This is a genomic window from Paenibacillus sp. JT31N11 (genome assembly GCF_056269285.1).
Map to the genome: position 1 here is coordinate 438608 of NZ_JBWDNQ010000005.1, position 15899 is coordinate 454506.

General features: G+C 52.8%; 12 protein-coding genes. 9 read left to right on the plus strand and 3 right to left on the minus strand.

Annotated features, from left to right (window positions below; translation table 11 throughout):
• Nucleotides 1-17: 17 nt before the first annotated feature.
• From argF to argH, 3 genes are all read left to right on the plus strand, one after another.
• On the plus strand, nucleotides 18-974 hold the full coding sequence (gene argF, locus AC0YNV_RS20540) for an ornithine carbamoyltransferase (protein ID WP_475769676.1): 957 nt from the start codon (nucleotides 18-20) through the stop codon (nucleotides 972-974).
• A gap of 126 nt (nucleotides 975-1100) precedes the next feature.
• Nucleotides 1101-2339 carry an argininosuccinate synthase gene (locus AC0YNV_RS20545; protein WP_475769677.1) on the plus strand — a complete coding sequence of 413 codons (1239 nt, stop codon included), beginning with the start codon at nucleotides 1101-1103 and terminating at the stop codon, nucleotides 2337-2339.
• Nucleotides 2340-2455: 116 nt separating this feature from the next.
• Nucleotides 2456-3871 (plus strand): argininosuccinate lyase, encoded by a 1416-nt coding sequence (argH, locus tag AC0YNV_RS20550; RefSeq protein WP_475769678.1) that lies wholly within the window; start codon nucleotides 2456-2458, stop codon nucleotides 3869-3871.
• A 166-nt stretch (nucleotides 3872-4037) separates the two neighbouring features.
• Here the strand turns inward: argH and AC0YNV_RS20555 are convergent, their stop codons facing one another.
• A complete protein-coding gene (locus tag AC0YNV_RS20555; protein WP_475769679.1) occupies nucleotides 4038-5594 on the minus strand; it encodes a VanW family protein in 1557 nt (518 codons plus the stop codon).
• A gap of 296 nt (nucleotides 5595-5890) precedes the next feature.
• On the opposite strand from AC0YNV_RS20555, the gene ftsE reads away from it, so the two are divergent.
• The 5 genes from ftsE to AC0YNV_RS20580 all read left to right on the plus strand — a co-directional run bounded on the left by ftsE (nucleotide 5891) and on the right by AC0YNV_RS20580 (nucleotide 11731).
• Nucleotides 5891-6577 (plus strand): cell division ATP-binding protein FtsE, encoded by a 687-nt coding sequence (ftsE, locus tag AC0YNV_RS20560; RefSeq protein ID WP_210038971.1) that lies wholly within the window; start codon nucleotides 5891-5893, stop codon nucleotides 6575-6577.
• Nucleotides 6567-7484 (plus strand): permease-like cell division protein FtsX, encoded by a 918-nt coding sequence (gene ftsX, locus AC0YNV_RS20565; protein ID WP_475769680.1) that lies wholly within the window; start codon nucleotides 6567-6569, stop codon nucleotides 7482-7484. Before ftsE ends, ftsX begins: the two co-directional genes overlap by 11 nt.
• A gap of 12 nt (nucleotides 7485-7496) precedes the next feature.
• Nucleotides 7497-8669 (plus strand): murein hydrolase activator EnvC family protein, encoded by a 1173-nt coding sequence (locus AC0YNV_RS20570; protein WP_475769681.1) that lies wholly within the window; start codon nucleotides 7497-7499, stop codon nucleotides 8667-8669.
• Between the two features lie 161 nt (nucleotides 8670-8830).
• A complete protein-coding gene (locus AC0YNV_RS20575) occupies nucleotides 8831-10297 on the plus strand; it encodes a S41 family peptidase (RefSeq protein ID WP_475769682.1) in 1467 nt (488 codons plus the stop codon).
• Nucleotides 10298-10435: 138 nt separating this feature from the next.
• A complete protein-coding gene (locus AC0YNV_RS20580) occupies nucleotides 10436-11731 on the plus strand; it encodes a PDZ domain-containing protein (RefSeq protein ID WP_475769683.1) in 1296 nt (431 codons plus the stop codon).
• 274 nt (nucleotides 11732-12005) lie between these two features.
• On the opposite strand, the gene AC0YNV_RS20585 is transcribed toward AC0YNV_RS20580, so the two are convergent.
• A complete protein-coding gene (locus tag AC0YNV_RS20585; protein WP_475769684.1) occupies nucleotides 12006-12788 on the minus strand; it encodes a flagellar motor protein MotB in 783 nt (260 codons plus the stop codon).
• Nucleotides 12772-13566, minus strand: a complete 795-nt coding sequence (locus AC0YNV_RS20590) for a flagellar motor protein (RefSeq protein WP_475769685.1) — start codon at nucleotides 13564-13566, stop codon at nucleotides 12772-12774. Before AC0YNV_RS20590 ends, AC0YNV_RS20585 begins: the two co-directional genes overlap by 17 nt.
• A 283-nt stretch (nucleotides 13567-13849) precedes the next feature.
• On the opposite strand from AC0YNV_RS20590, the gene uvrB reads away from it, so the two are divergent.
• Nucleotides 13850-15850 (plus strand): excinuclease ABC subunit UvrB, encoded by a 2001-nt coding sequence (gene uvrB / locus AC0YNV_RS20595; RefSeq protein WP_210038964.1) that lies wholly within the window; start codon nucleotides 13850-13852, stop codon nucleotides 15848-15850.
• Nucleotides 15851-15899: the final 49 nt, after the last annotated feature.

A 15899-nucleotide genomic window follows, 5' to 3' on the forward strand; every position in this document is an offset into this window, starting at 1 on the left:
AGAAGGGAGCAACAGCTATGCAGCAAGCATTGAATGAACAATTAGCGGTCAACCTCAAGGGGCGCGATTTCCTCGCTTTGGCCGACTACAAGCCAGAGGAAGTCCGCTACCTGATCGACCTGGCCATAGAGCTTAAGAATAAACAAAAAGCGGGCGAAATCTACCATCCGCTTCAAGGCAAAACACTGGGAATGATATTTGAGAAATCCTCAACCCGTACCCGGGTATCCTTCGAGGTCGGGATGTACCAGCTTGGGGGACATGCGCTGTTCCTGAGCGGCAATGATCTGCAGATCGGACGGGGAGAGACCATCTGGGACACGGCGCAGGTGCTGTCGCGTTATCTTGACGGCATTATGATCCGCACCTTCGCACACCGCACGGTTATCGAACTGGCACGTGGAGCGACTATCCCGGTTATAAACGGCTTGACGGACGCTTCCCATCCTTGTCAGGCGCTGGCCGACTACCAGACGGTGCTGGAGCATAAAGGCCGCCTGGAAGGCCTGAAAGTGGCCTACATCGGGGATGGCAACAATATGGTGCATTCCCTGCTCATGGGGGCTGCCAAGCTCGGCATGCACATGTCGGTAGCGACTCCCGAAGGCTACGAGCCGGATGAAGAGATTATCCGCTCGACGAAGGATATTGCTTCGGAGACGGGCTCGCGCATTCATATTTGCTATGATCCCAAAGAAGCGGTTGCCGATGCAGACATTGTATACACGGATGTTTGGGCGAGCATGGGCTTTGAAGCGGAGCAGAAGGACCGCGAAATCGCTTTTGCCAATTATCAGGTCAACGAAGAGCTGGCCAAGTATGCGAAGAAGGATTTCTTGTTCATGCACTGCCTGCCTGCGCATCGGGGCGAGGAAGTGAGCGAAGGCATTATCGATGGCAAGCATTCTATTATTTTCGATCAGGCTGAGAACCGTCTGCATGCGCAAAAAGCCATCATGGCTGCCATTATGTAGCATTCTACAGACAAAGACACAAAAGGCTTCGAATCCAAGAGGGACGCGGATTTGCCAGCCGGGCATTTAGAACAGCGGAGTGCATGCAGACATTTTTTTCACTTATAAGGAGTGTTAACTTACACAATGGCAAAAGACAAAATAGTATTGGCATACTCGGGCGGTCTGGATACGTCCGTTATCTTAAAATGGCTCAAAGAAACCTATGATGCTGAAATTATTGCCTTTACGGCAGATATCGGGCAAAAGGATGAGCTGGACGGCCTGGAGGCCAAGGCGCTCGCTACTGGAGCTTCCAAGGTTTATATCGATGACCTGCGCGATGAGTTCGCACAGGATTTTATTTACCCGATGTTCCAGGCTGGAGCTTTGTATGAAGGCCAATACCTGCTGGGCACATCGATTGCCCGCCCGCTGATCGCCAAAAGAATGGTCGATATCGCCCGTGCGGAAGGCGCTACGGCCATCGCACATGGCGCTACGGGCAAAGGCAACGACCAGGTCCGCTTCGAATTGACGGCTGCGGCGCTTGCGCCGGATATTGAAGTGATCGCGCCATGGCGCATCGAAGAATTCCGCCAACAGTTCCCGGGACGCGCAGAGATGATCGCTTATGCCGAGAAGCATAACATCCCGGTTCAGGCCTCGGCGGCCAAACCGTACTCGATGGACCGCAATCTGCTGCATATCAGTTTCGAGAGCGGCTTGCTGGAAGATCCGTGGTTCGATCCGAGCGCCGACTCCAATAAGGATATGTTTGTTTTGAGCGTTGCCCCTGAGGATGCGCCGGACCAAAGCGAGTACATTGAGCTGTCATTTGATGCAGGCAGCTGCACCGCGATCAACGGGGAACAATTGAGTCCGCTTGCCGTGATGGAGAAGCTGAACGAGCTTGGAGGTAAACATGGTATCGGGCGCGTTGACATGGTGGAGAACCGTTTCGTCGGCATGAAGAGCCGCGGTGTATACGAGACTCCGGGCGGCTCCATTCTGTTTGCGGCACACCGCAAAATGGAATCGCTGACGATGGACCGCGAGGTTATGCATCTGCGTGATTCGCTCATTGCCAAATACGCGACGCTGGTATACAACGGCTTCTGGTTCGCTCCCGAACGTCTTGCCATGCAGGCGCTCGTGACGGAGAGCCAGAAAAATGTAAGTGGCGTTGTACGCCTGAAGCTGTATAAAGGCAATATTATCGGAGCAGGGGTAAAAAGTCCGGTCAGCTTATATAATCCGGATATCGCCACCATGGAAGCCGATCCTTCCAAAGCGTATGATCAAGGCGATGCAACAGGTTTTATCCGTCTGAACGCGCTGCGCCTGAAAGTATCCTCCGGTGTGGAGCAAAGCAGGAAACAATAATAAGTGAAAAAACATCACGTTTAGGTCGGACTATTAGGCATTTCGGTAGTCCGGCCTGCGTTGTGTTCGGAATGAACGCGATGCAAGAGGTGAAATGATAAAGGGGTGTACCAGCAGTGAGTAAATTGTGGGGCGGCCGGTTTACCAAGAAAACCGACCAATTGGTAGAGGAATATACAGCGTCGATCATGTTCGATAAAGAGCTGGCTGAAGAGGATATTCAAGGCAGTATTGCGCATGTGACGATGCTCGGCAAGCAGGGAATTCTGTCTGCGGATGATGTGGAGAAGATCAAGGACGGGTTGCATCGCGTTATGCAGCGCATCCGCCGCAATGATATCGAGTTTTCGATTGCCGACGAAGATATTCATATGAATATCGAGAAGACGCTGATCGACGATGTGGGCTCAGTGGGCGGCAAGCTGCACACCGGGCGCAGCCGGAATGATCAGGTTGCTACCGATATGCATCTTTACCTGCGCAAGCGCGTGGTTGAATTCGTGGATTTGCTGAGCAAGCTGCAAGCGGCGTTGACCACACAGGCCAAGGCCAATCTGGATACGATTGTTCCCGGCTACACGCATTTGCAGCGGGCGCAGCCTATCCTGTTCGCGCATCATTTGATGGCATATGTCTCCATGTTCGGCCGGGATATCGAGCGGCTTCAGGACAGCTACAAACGCATCAATACGCTGCCGCTGGGCGCGGGGGCGCTGGCGGGGACGACGTTTCCGATTGACCGCCATTTTGTGGCCAGCCAGCTGAAGTTCGACCGTGTCTATGAGAACAGTCTGGATGCGGTCAGCGACCGCGACTTTATACTGGAATTTTTATCTCAGGCTTCGATTATAATGATGCATCTCTCGCGCCTTAGCGAGGAGCTTATCCTGTGGTCCAGCACGGAGTTTCGTTTCATAGAGCTTGACGATGCTTTCTGTACGGGGAGCAGCATTATGCCGCAGAAGAAAAACCCTGACGTTCCCGAGCTGGTCCGCGGCAAAACGGGCCGTGTATACGGCAACCTGGTCGGCCTGCTGACTGTGCTCAAGTCACTGCCGCTTGCCTACAACAAGGACATGCAGGAGGACAAGGAAGGGATGTTCGATACGGTTCGCACCCTGCAGGGGGCGCTTCAGTTGTTCGCACCGATGATTGCGACGATGAAGGTCAACAAGGACCGGATGCGCCAGGCCGTGAACCAGGATTTCTCCAATGCGACGGATATTGCAGATTTCCTCGTAGGCAAAGGACTGCCGTTCCGTCAAGCGCATGAGGTGATCGGCAAGACTGTGCTGTACTGCATCCAGCAGGAGAAGTATTTGCTTGATCTGACCCTTGAGGAGTTCAAGCAGTTCTCCCAGCTGTTCGATGAGCGGATCTACGACGTACTGCAGCCGGAGAATGTCGTCAATGCGCGCAACGTTTACGGTGGCACTGCCCGCACGCAGGTAGAAGAGGCGATCACACGCGCCGAAAGCGAGCAGGAGCAAACTGCTGCATGGACGGTCGAATATATCGAACGCAGCCGTTAAGTGATGCCTCAACACATATAGATTTAACCAAAAGTTGTCCGGGATTTTTCTGCTTGAAGCAGAAAAGCCCCGGATAGCTTTTTTTTAAATACATGTGTTTTATCCTTTGCTGATATTTTTGCGGAAGAAACTAACTTTGCCGCCAAAGGATGGCGATAGCCTCATCTTACTCAGCAACACCATCTTCAATTATCTGCTTGCCCTTGCGCACATTGTCAGTTCCGCTTCCCGACTTATCTGCATAAACGCCATAGACGGCAGGCTGCGCCCGGTATGTATCCCGTGATATCCGCTCCCGCGAGACGGTCTTGCCGTTCTTCGTCAGAGTGCGGTAGGTCTCTACGATGTAACCCGGCTTGCCGGATGAAAGCAGGAGCCGTCCGCCGGATGGAACGGCTTTGGAGGGAACCTCCCGAACGGGCGGATCTATGACCTTCACGGTTTTGGAATCGATGCTGTATTTCACGTTTGCGGGCATGGTCCCGAACAGCTTCACGGTCAGCCGGCCGTTCTCGACTACGGTCCGTATAATCAGATGCTTCCCGGTCGTATTTTTGAAGCGGAAATTGATTGCGCCCTCGGCAAAGGTGGCGTCCTGTCCTTTGGGAAGATAAGAAACAGGAAGGGAGTGGTTCCGCCGCTCCACCATTTCAAGGCCAGCAAGCAGGGCGGCATTGTACAGGGTGCTCGAGACCTGACAGATCCCTCCGCCGATGCCTGGCACCAGCTCGCCGTTCAGAATGACCGGCGCCTGCCGGTAACCGTATTTCTCCCTCGTCAGGGCGATGACCTTGTTGTAGTCGAATACTTCGCCGGGAGCCAGCTCCCAGCCGTTCAGCGTCTTGGCGGTCATGCTTACATTAAATGCTCGGCCGGCTCCGCTTGCGCTGAAGTCCGTCGTAAAGGAAATGATTTTCCGTTCCACTCCCTCATTTTTTAAGCGTTCCAGCGTCACATTGGGGGAAACCACGCGTACGGCAAGCGGCAGCGTAATTCCGGCGGGTCCATTGGCATCAGCCCCTCCACTGCCTTCCGGCCCCCCCTTGTCCGAATCGGGACCAGCCTTCAGACGATTTTTCCAATCTTTGGCGAGGAGTTCCTCTACTGCCTTCTGCGATTGTGCGAACAGCTTCTCCGTATCCAGCCGGTACGCGTCGGAATGGGGCTGATACACAACTTTATCATCGTTTGTAATGGTCCGCTTGGCATTGGCCGGTTCATTGGCGTCCAGCCATCCCCACTGCCCGCGGATCTTGTTCATAAATACGGTTTTATTCCAGCTAAGCTGCCCGGTCAGCTCCTTGGGAAAATGCCACCTGAACTTCGCCCTCTCCCAGACGCTGCCCTCGTGCAGCTTCATGAGGGCTTGTTTGGCTTCCCCCAAATCGACGACCACGCCCATGTCGGCCAAAGTCCAGATGCGCTGCTGCTGACCGGATTCATTGGCTTCGATGTGCAGAGGAAGGCTCATAACGTTGTTCATTCTGTTGTCCAACTCCTGAAGGGCCGTATTGATGTTTAGTCCGCCGAGATCAACGGTTTCGGTATTCTTCAGAACGATTGCCCCGTCTGCCGTCTTCGTTGGTACGGGATCATGTCCAATCAGAATAACGCCGCCAGGAACGGTATCTCTGGAAGCATAAATCCATAGGTAGCCCCACCCGGCGGAGCATACAAGCAACAGGGCAGAGGCAAGGATCAAGGCCAAATGCAGTTTCTTCATATCCACAATCACCCCAGGTCTGCAATTCATACATGTATATGCGAATAACCCGCGCTTCTTTCCTCGGGTTTTCCGAAAGCCAAAGGGAGCAGACAAATTGTATAACGCCAATATCCACCTGGGAGAAGGTGGGTTTTTCCTTTTTAATGTCGAATGAGATGTAATTATTTGGTCGAAAGCCGCAGGCTAATGAATTATGAAATATAGGAAAAATGCAGAAAAACAGGACAATCATAGAGGATTTGAAGCAAACGTGTCGAAATCCTATAAGCTGAATATCTACAGGATGTGATAATGTGATTGAATTGCAAGACATTTGGAAGACGTACGCAGACGGCACTCATGCGCTGCGCGGCGTTTCTGTTCTCATAGACCGCAATGAATTTGTTTACCTGGTCGGGCCGTCCGGAGCGGGGAAATCAACCTTCATGAAGCTGATTTACCGTGAGGAAATACCGACTAAAGGGCAGATCTCGGTCAATGGCTTTAACATCGGCAAGCTGAAGCCTCGTAAAATTCCTTTCGTGCGCCGGAACATAGGCGTCATCTTTCAAGACTTCCGGCTGCTCCCTAATCTGTCGGCTTATGAGAACATCGCCTTCGCAATGGAAGTTATAGAAGCCCCAAGACGCGTCATCAGGAAAAGGACATCCGAGGTGCTGGAGCTCGTAGGGCTCAAAAACAAGCAGAACAGCCTGCCGCAGCAGCTATCCGGCGGAGAGCAGCAGCGGGTGGCCATCGCTCGCGCCATCGTGAACAATCCGGCGGTCATTGTCGCGGATGAACCGACCGGCAACCTTGATCCCGAAACTTCATGGGGCATTATGAATCTCCTGGAGGAAATCAATTTCCGCGGAACGACGATTGTTATGGCTACGCATAACAAGGAAATCGTCAACACGCTTCGTAAACGGGTGATCGCCATTGAGCATGGCACCATTGCCCGCGATCAGGCGAGAGGAGAATACGGCTATGAAATTTAGCACTTTTCTCCGGCATATCCGCGAAGGTCTGAAGAACGTGATCCGCAACGGCTGGATGACGTTTGCCTCCATCAGCTCGATCGTTATTTCGCTGTTTATCCTCGGTGTCTTCCTGCTGCTGGCGCTGAATGTGAATAATCTGGCTGACCAGTTTGAAAGCCAGGTGCAGGTACAGGTATACCTGCAGCTGGATACGGACCAGGCCAAGATCGATGAGCTCAAGACAGCGATCGGGGACATTCCGGAAGTGAGCAAGGTGGAGTTTGTATCCAAGGAGAAGGGTCTTGAGCTGATGCGCAAGAACCTCGGCGAGGACGCTTCCCAGATACTGGATGGCTATGACAAGGACAATAATCCCCTTCCCGACAAGTTTACGGTTGATGTATACGAGCCACAGACCATCGCGTTCGTGTCCAAAAAAATCGAAGCGATCGGCATGGCCGATGAATCGAATCCCTTTACCAGCGTGAATTACGGCAAAGGTACTGTAGAAACGCTGTTTAGAATTACGAACGCCGTCCGCAACATCGGGCTGGTTATCGTGATCGGTCTTGCTGTTACGGCGATGTTCCTGATTTCCAACACCATCAAGATGACTATACTTGCACGCAGGCGTGAAATCGGAATTATGAAGCTTGTCGGAGCAACCAATAACTTTATCCGCTGGCCGTTTTTTATTGAAGGCACATTGATCGGAGTCATCGGTTCGAGCATCACGATTGCGATCCTGTTGTTTGGTTATTCAAGGCTTGTGCAAGTGTCCGAGGTCGAGCTGGGACTTATGATGATCAAGCTGATTACCCTGAAGGACGCCGGTTGGCTGGTTGCGGGTCTGCTTCTCGGGCTTGGAACACTGATTGGCATCTGGGGCAGCACGTTATCGGTAAGAAGATACTTGAAAGTGTAGGTGAAGGTAGACGTGAAAAAAGGACTTGCCCTCCTAGCCGCAGTCGTATTCGCAGTTTACATCTTTCAACCCTTCGGCGGAGAAGCTGCATCACAGGTAGACAAGATTAACAGCGAGCTGGATAAGGTTCGCAAGGAAATGAATGCCGCCGCCGATAATCGCAAAAAAGCGGACGAGAACAAGCAATACGCGCTTACAATGAAGGAAGAGACCGCCAAAACAGTTAATGAAATCATAGCGCAGCTGAACGATGTTGGAACCCAGATGAACTCTGTTCAAACGCAAATCGATACAGCGGAAGAGAAATTGTTGAAGGCGGGGGAGGAGCTTCAGGCTACGGAAGACCGGATCAAATCCCGGGACAAGCTGCTGCAATCCCGCATTCGTCTGATGTATACGGATGGTGTTGTTTCTTATCTGGATGTGCTGATGAGCTCCACGGATTTCAGTGACTTCATTGACCGCTTTGACTCGCTCAAGTCAATTCTGGGCCAGGACCAGGAAATTCTGGAGGGCCACAAGAAAGACAAGGAGCTGATTACGGAGCAGAAGCAGGGAATTGAGAAATCGCTTGCGGATGTCAAGGTCATGTATGCGAAGCTTGACGATTACAATGAACTGTTGAAGGACAAGGAAAGCCAGAAGGAAGTCATGATTCTCAAGTATAAAGACCAGGCCGAGGAATCTGAGGAAATCAGCGCAGAGCAGGAAAAACTGCTGATTGATCTGGCTAAGAAAGCGTCTGATCTCGAGAAAAAGAAAAAGTCTCTCAAGACCTACTATACCGGCGGTAAGCTTGGGATGCCGCTGCGGGCGGAATACCGCTTGTCTTCCCCGTTCGGCTACCGCATCCATCCCATCACGGGCGTGAAGAAGCTTCATGCCGGAATGGATATGGCGGTGGGAAGCGGCACTCCGATATATGCGGCGGAATCCGGAGTCGTACTGGTTGCGCAGTGGTGGAGCGGCTACGGGAACTGTGTCATCATTGATCATGGAGGGGGACTTTGGACCGTCTACGGGCATATCCGCAATGGCGGCATCAAGGTAGAGAAAGGTCAAACCGTCAAGCGCGGGCAAAAAATCGCGGAAGTGGGCAGTACCGGCGATTCCACCGGCAACCATCTGCATTTTGAAGTGCGCAAGAACGAAGTGCCGGTGAACCCGGCGCCTTACTTGAAATAACCGCATACAGCGCAGCGAACCCGTGCTTTTTATGATGCCGTACCCGTTTATGCAAATAATTGGGTGCGGCTTGTCATATACTAGGAAGGTTGCAATCGGATACATATGCCAGCCTTACGGCTCGTTGTGTGAAACGCAAACATTTAATGAGGTGAGGAAACATGCATTTCAAAGGTCGTACAGTGGCGGCATTCATATTGCTGACGATGGTGGCGTCGGTGCTCGTTACGTTGACGCTTGCCGACCGTTGGATTGCGCTTGGCAGCGGGGGAGTGGCGGCAGGCTCCGCTTCAAATTCGCCGGGGCAGGATGACCTCAGCGAGAAGGAGCTGGGCAAGCTGAACACGGTGATGGAGCTGATCGAGACCAAATATTTCCGTGAGGTCGACCGGACGAAAGTGCTGGACGGTGCCATTAACGGGATGATGGAGGCGCTTGACGATCCCTATTCCGTATATATGGAGAAGCATACCGCAGATCAATTTTCCGAATCCATTGAGGGCTCGTTCACTGGCGTCGGAGCCAGCGTGACGATGAAGGACGGCAAGATCACGGTGGAATCGGCGATTAAGGACTCTCCGGCCCAGCGTGCCGGTGTGCTTGCGGGCGATGTGCTGCTGAGCGTGAATGAGGATAAGCTCGAGGGACTTTCTCTCAGCGATGCGGTGGCTAAGATCCGCGGTCCCAAAGGGTCGAAGGTGAAGCTGGGGATCCAGCGCCCCGGGGTGGCGAATCCGATTCATTTGACGATCGTCCGGGATGATGTTGATTTTGAGACGGTATTTGCGAATTTGCGCAGCGACGGCATCGGCGTCATTGAAATTCGCCAGTTCTCGCTTAATACGGGCGAGCGGTTCATTGAAGAGCTGGACCGGCTGGAGAAGCTGGGGATGAAAGGACTTGTCATCGATGTTCGCGATAATCCCGGCGGTGTCCTTCCAGTCGTCGTATCGGTTGCCCAGCCGTTTGTCCCCAAAGGCAAGCCTATCGTGCAGGTCGAAGACCGAGGCGGCAAACGCGAGCAGACCTTGTCCAAGGGCGGAGGCAAATCCTATCCGGTCACGGTGCTGATGAATAAAGGCAGCGCAAGCGCCTCCGAGGTGCTTGCGGGCGCTTTGAAGGAAGAAGGAAATGCGGTGCTTGTCGGGCAAACCTCTTTCGGGAAGGGAACCGTTCAGGTGAGCTATGATAAAGTGCTGGATGATGGCGGTCTGGTCAAAATGACAATCGCCAAATGGTTGACGCCGCTTGGCAACTGGGTGCATGAGAAGGGGTTGAAACCCGACGTGGAAGTACTGCCTCCGGATTACTACACCGTTGCCCGGCTATCGAAGACCAAGACGCTTGCCCGTGATACCATTGATGAAGATATCAAGAGCCTGCAGATCATGCTTGCCGGGCTCGGTTATGAAACAGACCGCAAGGATGGTTATTTCAGCGAAGTGACGGAGAAGAGCGTCAAGACTTTCCAGCAGCAGACCGGATTGCCGGTCACAGGAAAAGTCGACAAAACAACAGCGGAGAAGCTGGAAGAAAAGCTCATTGAGCGCGTTCGGGAAGACAACAATGATACGCAGCTGCTGAAGGCGGTAGAGGTCTTGAAAAGCAAGCTGGATATAACCCCTTAAAAAGCAGGCAGGATTTTGCTTGGGGGCGTCGAAATTATAGAGGGTTGAAGCTGCGAGTGTTGCCGGCAGCTTTAGCCTTCTTTTTTTGACCTTATGGCATTTAAAAGGCATCACTATCTCGATAAGGGAGTTGAAGCTGTGGATGTATTGTTGGAAATGCTCCGGCAGGCGGGGTCAGCTGCAGTTCAGCTGTTGTTGTCTCCTTTTTATTATATTTCTGTGATTCTGATCATGCTTCAATATATGCGGCAAACCCGGCTTGAGCGGAAACTGTTCCATGTCCGTCTGCATGCCTGGCCGGGGCAGCTGGGCCGCACGATGCTGGCGGGATTGATTATCGGGGTGCTTCTGTCATGCATAGGTCTGTTTCTGGGTATCACCATTACAGGCGAAGCTGTGCTTTGGATGTGGGGCGCTGCTGTGGTGCTGGCGGTTATCCGTATCCGTTTTTTGTGCTTTGCCTACAGCGTTGGCCTTCTTGGCATACTGCAATGGGCGGTCGGCTGGACTGCTATGGCAGAGCGAAGTGACTGGATGGGCCGCGCAGCGGCTTCGCTGGACGGTCTGGACATCCCTGGCCTGCTGCTGCTTGTCGCGCTGATGCATTTGGCGGAGGCGCTGCTTGTCCGCAAACAGGGAGCCAAATTCGCAAGTCCCCTGTTCCTGGAAGGCAAGCGCGGCAAGATCGTCGGCGCATACGCCCTTCAGGGGTACTGGCCGGTTCCGATGCTGATGCTTGTTCCGGCAGTTTCGGGCGGTTCTGGTGATATCCTGCTCCCATGGCAAACGCTGCTTGCCGATACCTCCATGTGGAGCGGAGGCTTCACGATGATCGGTTTTCCAATGATGATCGGGTTCTCGGAGCTGACGCGGACGCTCCTGCCGGAGGCCAAAGCCCGCAGCACCTCGCAAGGTCTGCTGGTGTACGGTTTGATTCTCGCAGCCGCGGCGCTTGTGTCCGTCTACTGGTCCCCGCTGACGCTTGCAGCAGCCATATGCGCCTTGCTGCTTCATGAGGCGCTGATTATCGCCGGGAGGGTGCGTGAAGCGGCTAATAGCCCGTTCTACGTACATGACGAGCAGGGACTGCGCGTGCTGGCGGTTATTCCTGGAACACCGGCGCACACGCTTGGCATTGAAGCCGGCGAGGTGCTGCAGAAGGTCAACGGCGTTCGTGTCCGTACGAAGAGCGAGCTTTATGCCGCGCTGCACATCAACTCGGCATTTTGCAAGCTGGAGGTGCTCAATCACGAGGGTCAAGTCAAATTCGTGCAGCGGGCGCGTTATGCCGGAGAGCATCATCAGCTTGGCGTCGTGCTGGCTCCCGATGACAAGGCAGACCAATTTGCAGCGCCTGGACCCGCATCGTTATTTGAATTAATCAGCCATAGGCGGGCCGCCCGGCAGCGGGAATCCTCATCCACCTCGTTGTAAGTGTACTTCCAGTGATCAGTAATGACAAAAATCCCCGGTTCAGTTCAAAATCGAGCTGAAAGCGGGGATTTATTAGGATAATTAAGTATATTAAACCTTTATACAGCTTATATTTAACAAGGAAGAAGCCTGCTTCACCGAAGGGGCACACGCCGATCGGGGGTAGATGGCTGGGTTCTACCCATGTCTCCGGGTAAGAAGAAACCATCTCAGCCGCTGAAGCGGGGCATAAACGCTTTTTCTCGCTTGCCTATATTGGCGTTTTTTATGACTGCTAGCCTAAATTCCGCAGTACCGTAATTTCTACGCGACGGTTTTTTTGTCTGTTCGCATTGGAGTTGTTCGGCACGATGGGACGCGTGTCCGCGTAGCCTGCGATTTTGAATTTTTTTGGATCGATTTTGGCGGTGTCGACAAAATAGCGGAGCACCGACAGCGACCTTCCCGCCGAGAGCCCCCAGTTATCCTGAAACGTGCCCCCTGTCTGAATGGGCAAGTCGTCGGTATGGCCTTCAATGCTGATAATATTATCAAGCTTTTCGAACAGACTGGCCAATTTGCCAAGCACGGGGTTAGCGCTGGTTTTCAAATCCGCCTTTCCCAGGTCGAACAGAAACTGGTCGGACAGCCGGATGTTAATCCCTTCGGGCGTATCCGCAACGAAGACCTTGGTTTCCAGATGATTTTGCTTGATATAGGATTGGACGATCTTCAGCAGTTCCTGCAGCTCCTGCTCCATTAATTTCTTTTGCTGCTCCTTGAGCGTCTCCTTGTCGGGTGTATCCACCTTTTCTGAGGTTTCCGCGGGTTTGGGCTGCTGCGCCGTCTGCAGGCCGCCTGTAATGCCTGAGCCCATTTCCAATATTGTATCGGATTTGAGGAACTCCAGCTGGAGGGCTTGGGACAGAACTTCATATTTTGCTATGTCTATACGGCTCATGGAGTACAGGATGACGAAAAAAATCATCAACAGCGTGATCAAATCAGCGTAGGTAATAAGCCATCTCTCATGATTCTCCGGTGCCTCACCCTTTTTTCTTCTACTCCGCCGACGCATTGTCTTCCACCCTCTTTGCCTGCTGATTTTCCGGTTCAAGCAGCATAAAGGAATTCAGCTTCTTTCGGATAAGCTGCGGGTTTTCGCCCGCCTGAAGCGCCAGTACGCCTTCGAGCATAAGCTCCATCAGCTGGATTCGCTCATGGGTATTCGTTTTAATTTTCGTAGCCAGAGGTAAATAAATCAGGTTGGCACTTGCAACGCCGTACAGAGTGGCCGTGAACGCAACGGCGATGGAGGGGCCGAGCGAGCTGGGATCGGACAGATTGCTCAGCACGTGGATAAGGCCCATGACTGTTCCGATGATCCCCATGGTCGGGGCGAAGCCTCCCGCCGTTTCGAAGATTTTGGCCTGCTGCTCGCGTTCGCGCTCCACCGCATTAATCTCCAGCTCCAGAATTTGATTCGTCAGCTCCGGATCCGTGCCGTCGACCACCATGAGAAGGCCGTTGCGCAAAAATGGCTCTTCCAGCTCATTTGCCTCATTCTCAAGCGCCAGCACACCCTCGCGGCGGGCTACCGTTGCCATGTCGACGATCCGGTCAATCATCGATTGCGGGTCAATATCCGCTTTACGGAACGCGTGCCTGAGGGCGCCCGGTATACGTTTGAGCTTGGAAAGCGGGAAACTGACGGCAGTAGCGGCGAAGGTTCCGCCGAACACAATTAGGATGGCCGTTTTCTCAAAAAGGCTGGCCGCATGTCCGCCTTCCCAGATAAAACCGAAAAATAAAGCGCATAATCCCGCGATGAGTCCTATGACCGTAGCTAAATCCATTTGATTGCTTCACACTCCATCTCCAAGGTTGACAACATTTACTTCCTTGCCGGCGGTTGTTTGTCAAGATCCACCGATTGCAACCGGCACCCAAAGTCGTTATAATAAATGGGAACACATATTCTTATGATTTTTCCCGCAGCGGTCAGAAGCCGCCACGCGTTCATTCATAAATAGCAAATATGAAACATTAGCCAGTTCTGTCTATTTTATCGGGAAATATGGGCATACATTTTAATAGGTCTTTTTTCATAGATACCATTGAATTGAGGTGTATAAAGACATGGTTGAGAAAATAACGGAGCCGAAACTGTTTGATTTGCAGTCGGAATACACGCCCCAGGGCGATCAGCCGGAGGCAATCCGCCAGCTTTTGGAGGGAATCAAGGAAGGCAAGATGCACCAGACCTTGCTGGGAGCAACGGGCACCGGGAAAACCTATACCATTGCGAACACGATTGCGCAGCTTAACCGGCCGACGCTTGTTATTGCGCACAACAAGACTCTCGCAGCCCAGCTGTGCAGCGAGTTTCAGGAATTTTTCCCGAATAATGCGGTTTCTTATTTCGTCAGCTACTACGATTATTTCCAGCCGGAAGCGTATATCCCGTCATCCGATACGTATATCGAGAAGGATTCCAGCATTAACGATGAGATCGATAAGCTGCGCCACTCGGCGACGAGCTCGCTGTTTGAGCGTCGGGACGTCATTGTCGTAGCGAGCGTTTCGTGCATTTACGGTCTGGGTTCTCCGACGGAATACGGCAGTCTGGTTCTCAGCCTGCGCAAGGGAATGGAGAAGTCGCGGGATCAAATCCTGCATAAGCTTGTCGATATTCAATACCAGCGCAATGATATCAACTTTGTGCGGGGAACATTCCGTGTGCGCGGCGATATCGTGGAGATTTTCCCGGTGGCCAATAATGAGCGGGCAATGCGCGTCGAGCTGTTCGGAGACGAGATCGAGCGGATAACCGAGATCGATGTACTGACCGGCGAGATTGTCGGAGAACGCGATCATGTTGCAATTTTTCCGGCCTCTCACTTCGTTACCCACGAGGAGAAAATGAAAATCGCGCTCATTCATATCGAAGCCGAATTGGAAGAGCGGCTGGCCGAGCTTCGCAGTCAGGATAAGCTGCTGGAGGCGCAGCGGCTGGAGCAGCGGACACGCTACGATCTGGAAATGATGCAGGAGATGGGCTTCTGCTCAGGCATCGAGAACTATTCAGGTCCGCTGACATTCCGCGAACGCGGGGCCACCCCGTACACCTTGATGGATTATTTCCCGGACGATATGCTCATAGTCATCGATGAGTCGCATGCAACAATTCCGCAAATCCGGGCGATGTATAATGGAGACAGGGCTCGTAAAGAGGTGCTGGTCAACCATGGCTTCCGTCTGCCGTCGGCAATGGACAACCGGCCGCTGCGGTTTGAGGAATTCGAGGAGAAGAGCAGGCAGACCATCTTTGTCTCGGCGACGCCGGGACCTTATGAATTGGAGCTTTGTCCGGAGATGGTGCAGCAGATTATAAGACCTACCGGCCTGCTGGACCCTGTTATAGAAGTGCGTCCGACCAAAGGACAGATCGATGATCTGCTGACAGAGATACGGGACCGGATCGCCAAGGATGAGCGTGTTCTGGTGACGACTCTGACCAAGAAGATGTCGGAGGATTTGACTGATTATCTGAAGGAAGTAGGCATAAAGGTGCGTTATCTTCATTCCGACATCAAGACTTTGGAGCGGATGGCCATACTGCGGGATTTGCGGATGGGGACCTTCCATGTTCTGGTGGGAATCAACCTTCTTCGGGAAGGTCTGGATCTGCCGGAAGTATCTCTGGTTGCGATATTGGATGCGGACAAAGAAGGCTTCCTGCGGTCGGAGCGTTCGCTGATCCAGACAATCGGACGGGCGGCGCGTAATTCCGACGGTCGGGTTATCCTGTATGGCGACAAGATCACCAATTCCATGGAGCTTGCCATACGCGAGACTGAGCGCCGACGCACCATCCAGATTGCATATAACGAGAAACATGGCGTGACTCCACTGACCATTCAAAAGAAGATTCGCGCTGTCATCGAGGCAACGAAGGTTGCCGAGGAGAAGAGCGATTATTTGACAGGCATCGGTGCGAACAAAATGTCCAAGAAGGACCGCCAGTCGCTTATCCAGCGTCTGGAGGCAGAGATGAAGGATGCGGCGAAGAGCTTGCAGTTCGAGCGTGCCGCCGAGCTTCGTGATGCCCTGCTGGAGCTTAAAGCGGAAGCGGGATAAGCATATAAGCAAACTGGATAAAAGAAATATATTCATACAATTTGGAAGG

Bases quoted from the DNA above. Each gene is read 5' to 3' on its own strand.
- AC0YNV_RS20590 (WP_475769685.1), bottom strand. From the start codon at position 13,566: ATGGATTTAGCTACGGTCATAGGACTCATCGCGGGATTATGCGCTTTA.
- AC0YNV_RS20545 (WP_475769677.1), top strand. From the start codon at position 1,101: ATGGCAAAAGACAAAATAGTATTGGCATACTCGGGCGGTCTGGATACG.
- AC0YNV_RS20575 (WP_475769682.1), top strand. From the start codon at position 8,831: ATGCATTTCAAAGGTCGTACAGTGGCGGCATTCATATTGCTGACGATG.
- argF (WP_475769676.1), top strand. From the start codon at position 18: ATGCAGCAAGCATTGAATGAACAATTAGCGGTCAACCTCAAGGGGCGC.
- uvrB (WP_210038964.1), top strand. From the start codon at position 13,850: ATGGTTGAGAAAATAACGGAGCCGAAACTGTTTGATTTGCAGTCGGAA.
- AC0YNV_RS20585 (WP_475769684.1), bottom strand. From the start codon at position 12,788: ATGCGTCGGCGGAGTAGAAGAAAAAAGGGTGAGGCACCGGAGAATCAT.
- ftsX (WP_475769680.1), top strand. From the start codon at position 6,567: ATGAAATTTAGCACTTTTCTCCGGCATATCCGCGAAGGTCTGAAGAAC.
- AC0YNV_RS20555 (WP_475769679.1), bottom strand. From the start codon at position 5,594: ATGAAGAAACTGCATTTGGCCTTGATCCTTGCCTCTGCCCTGTTGCTT.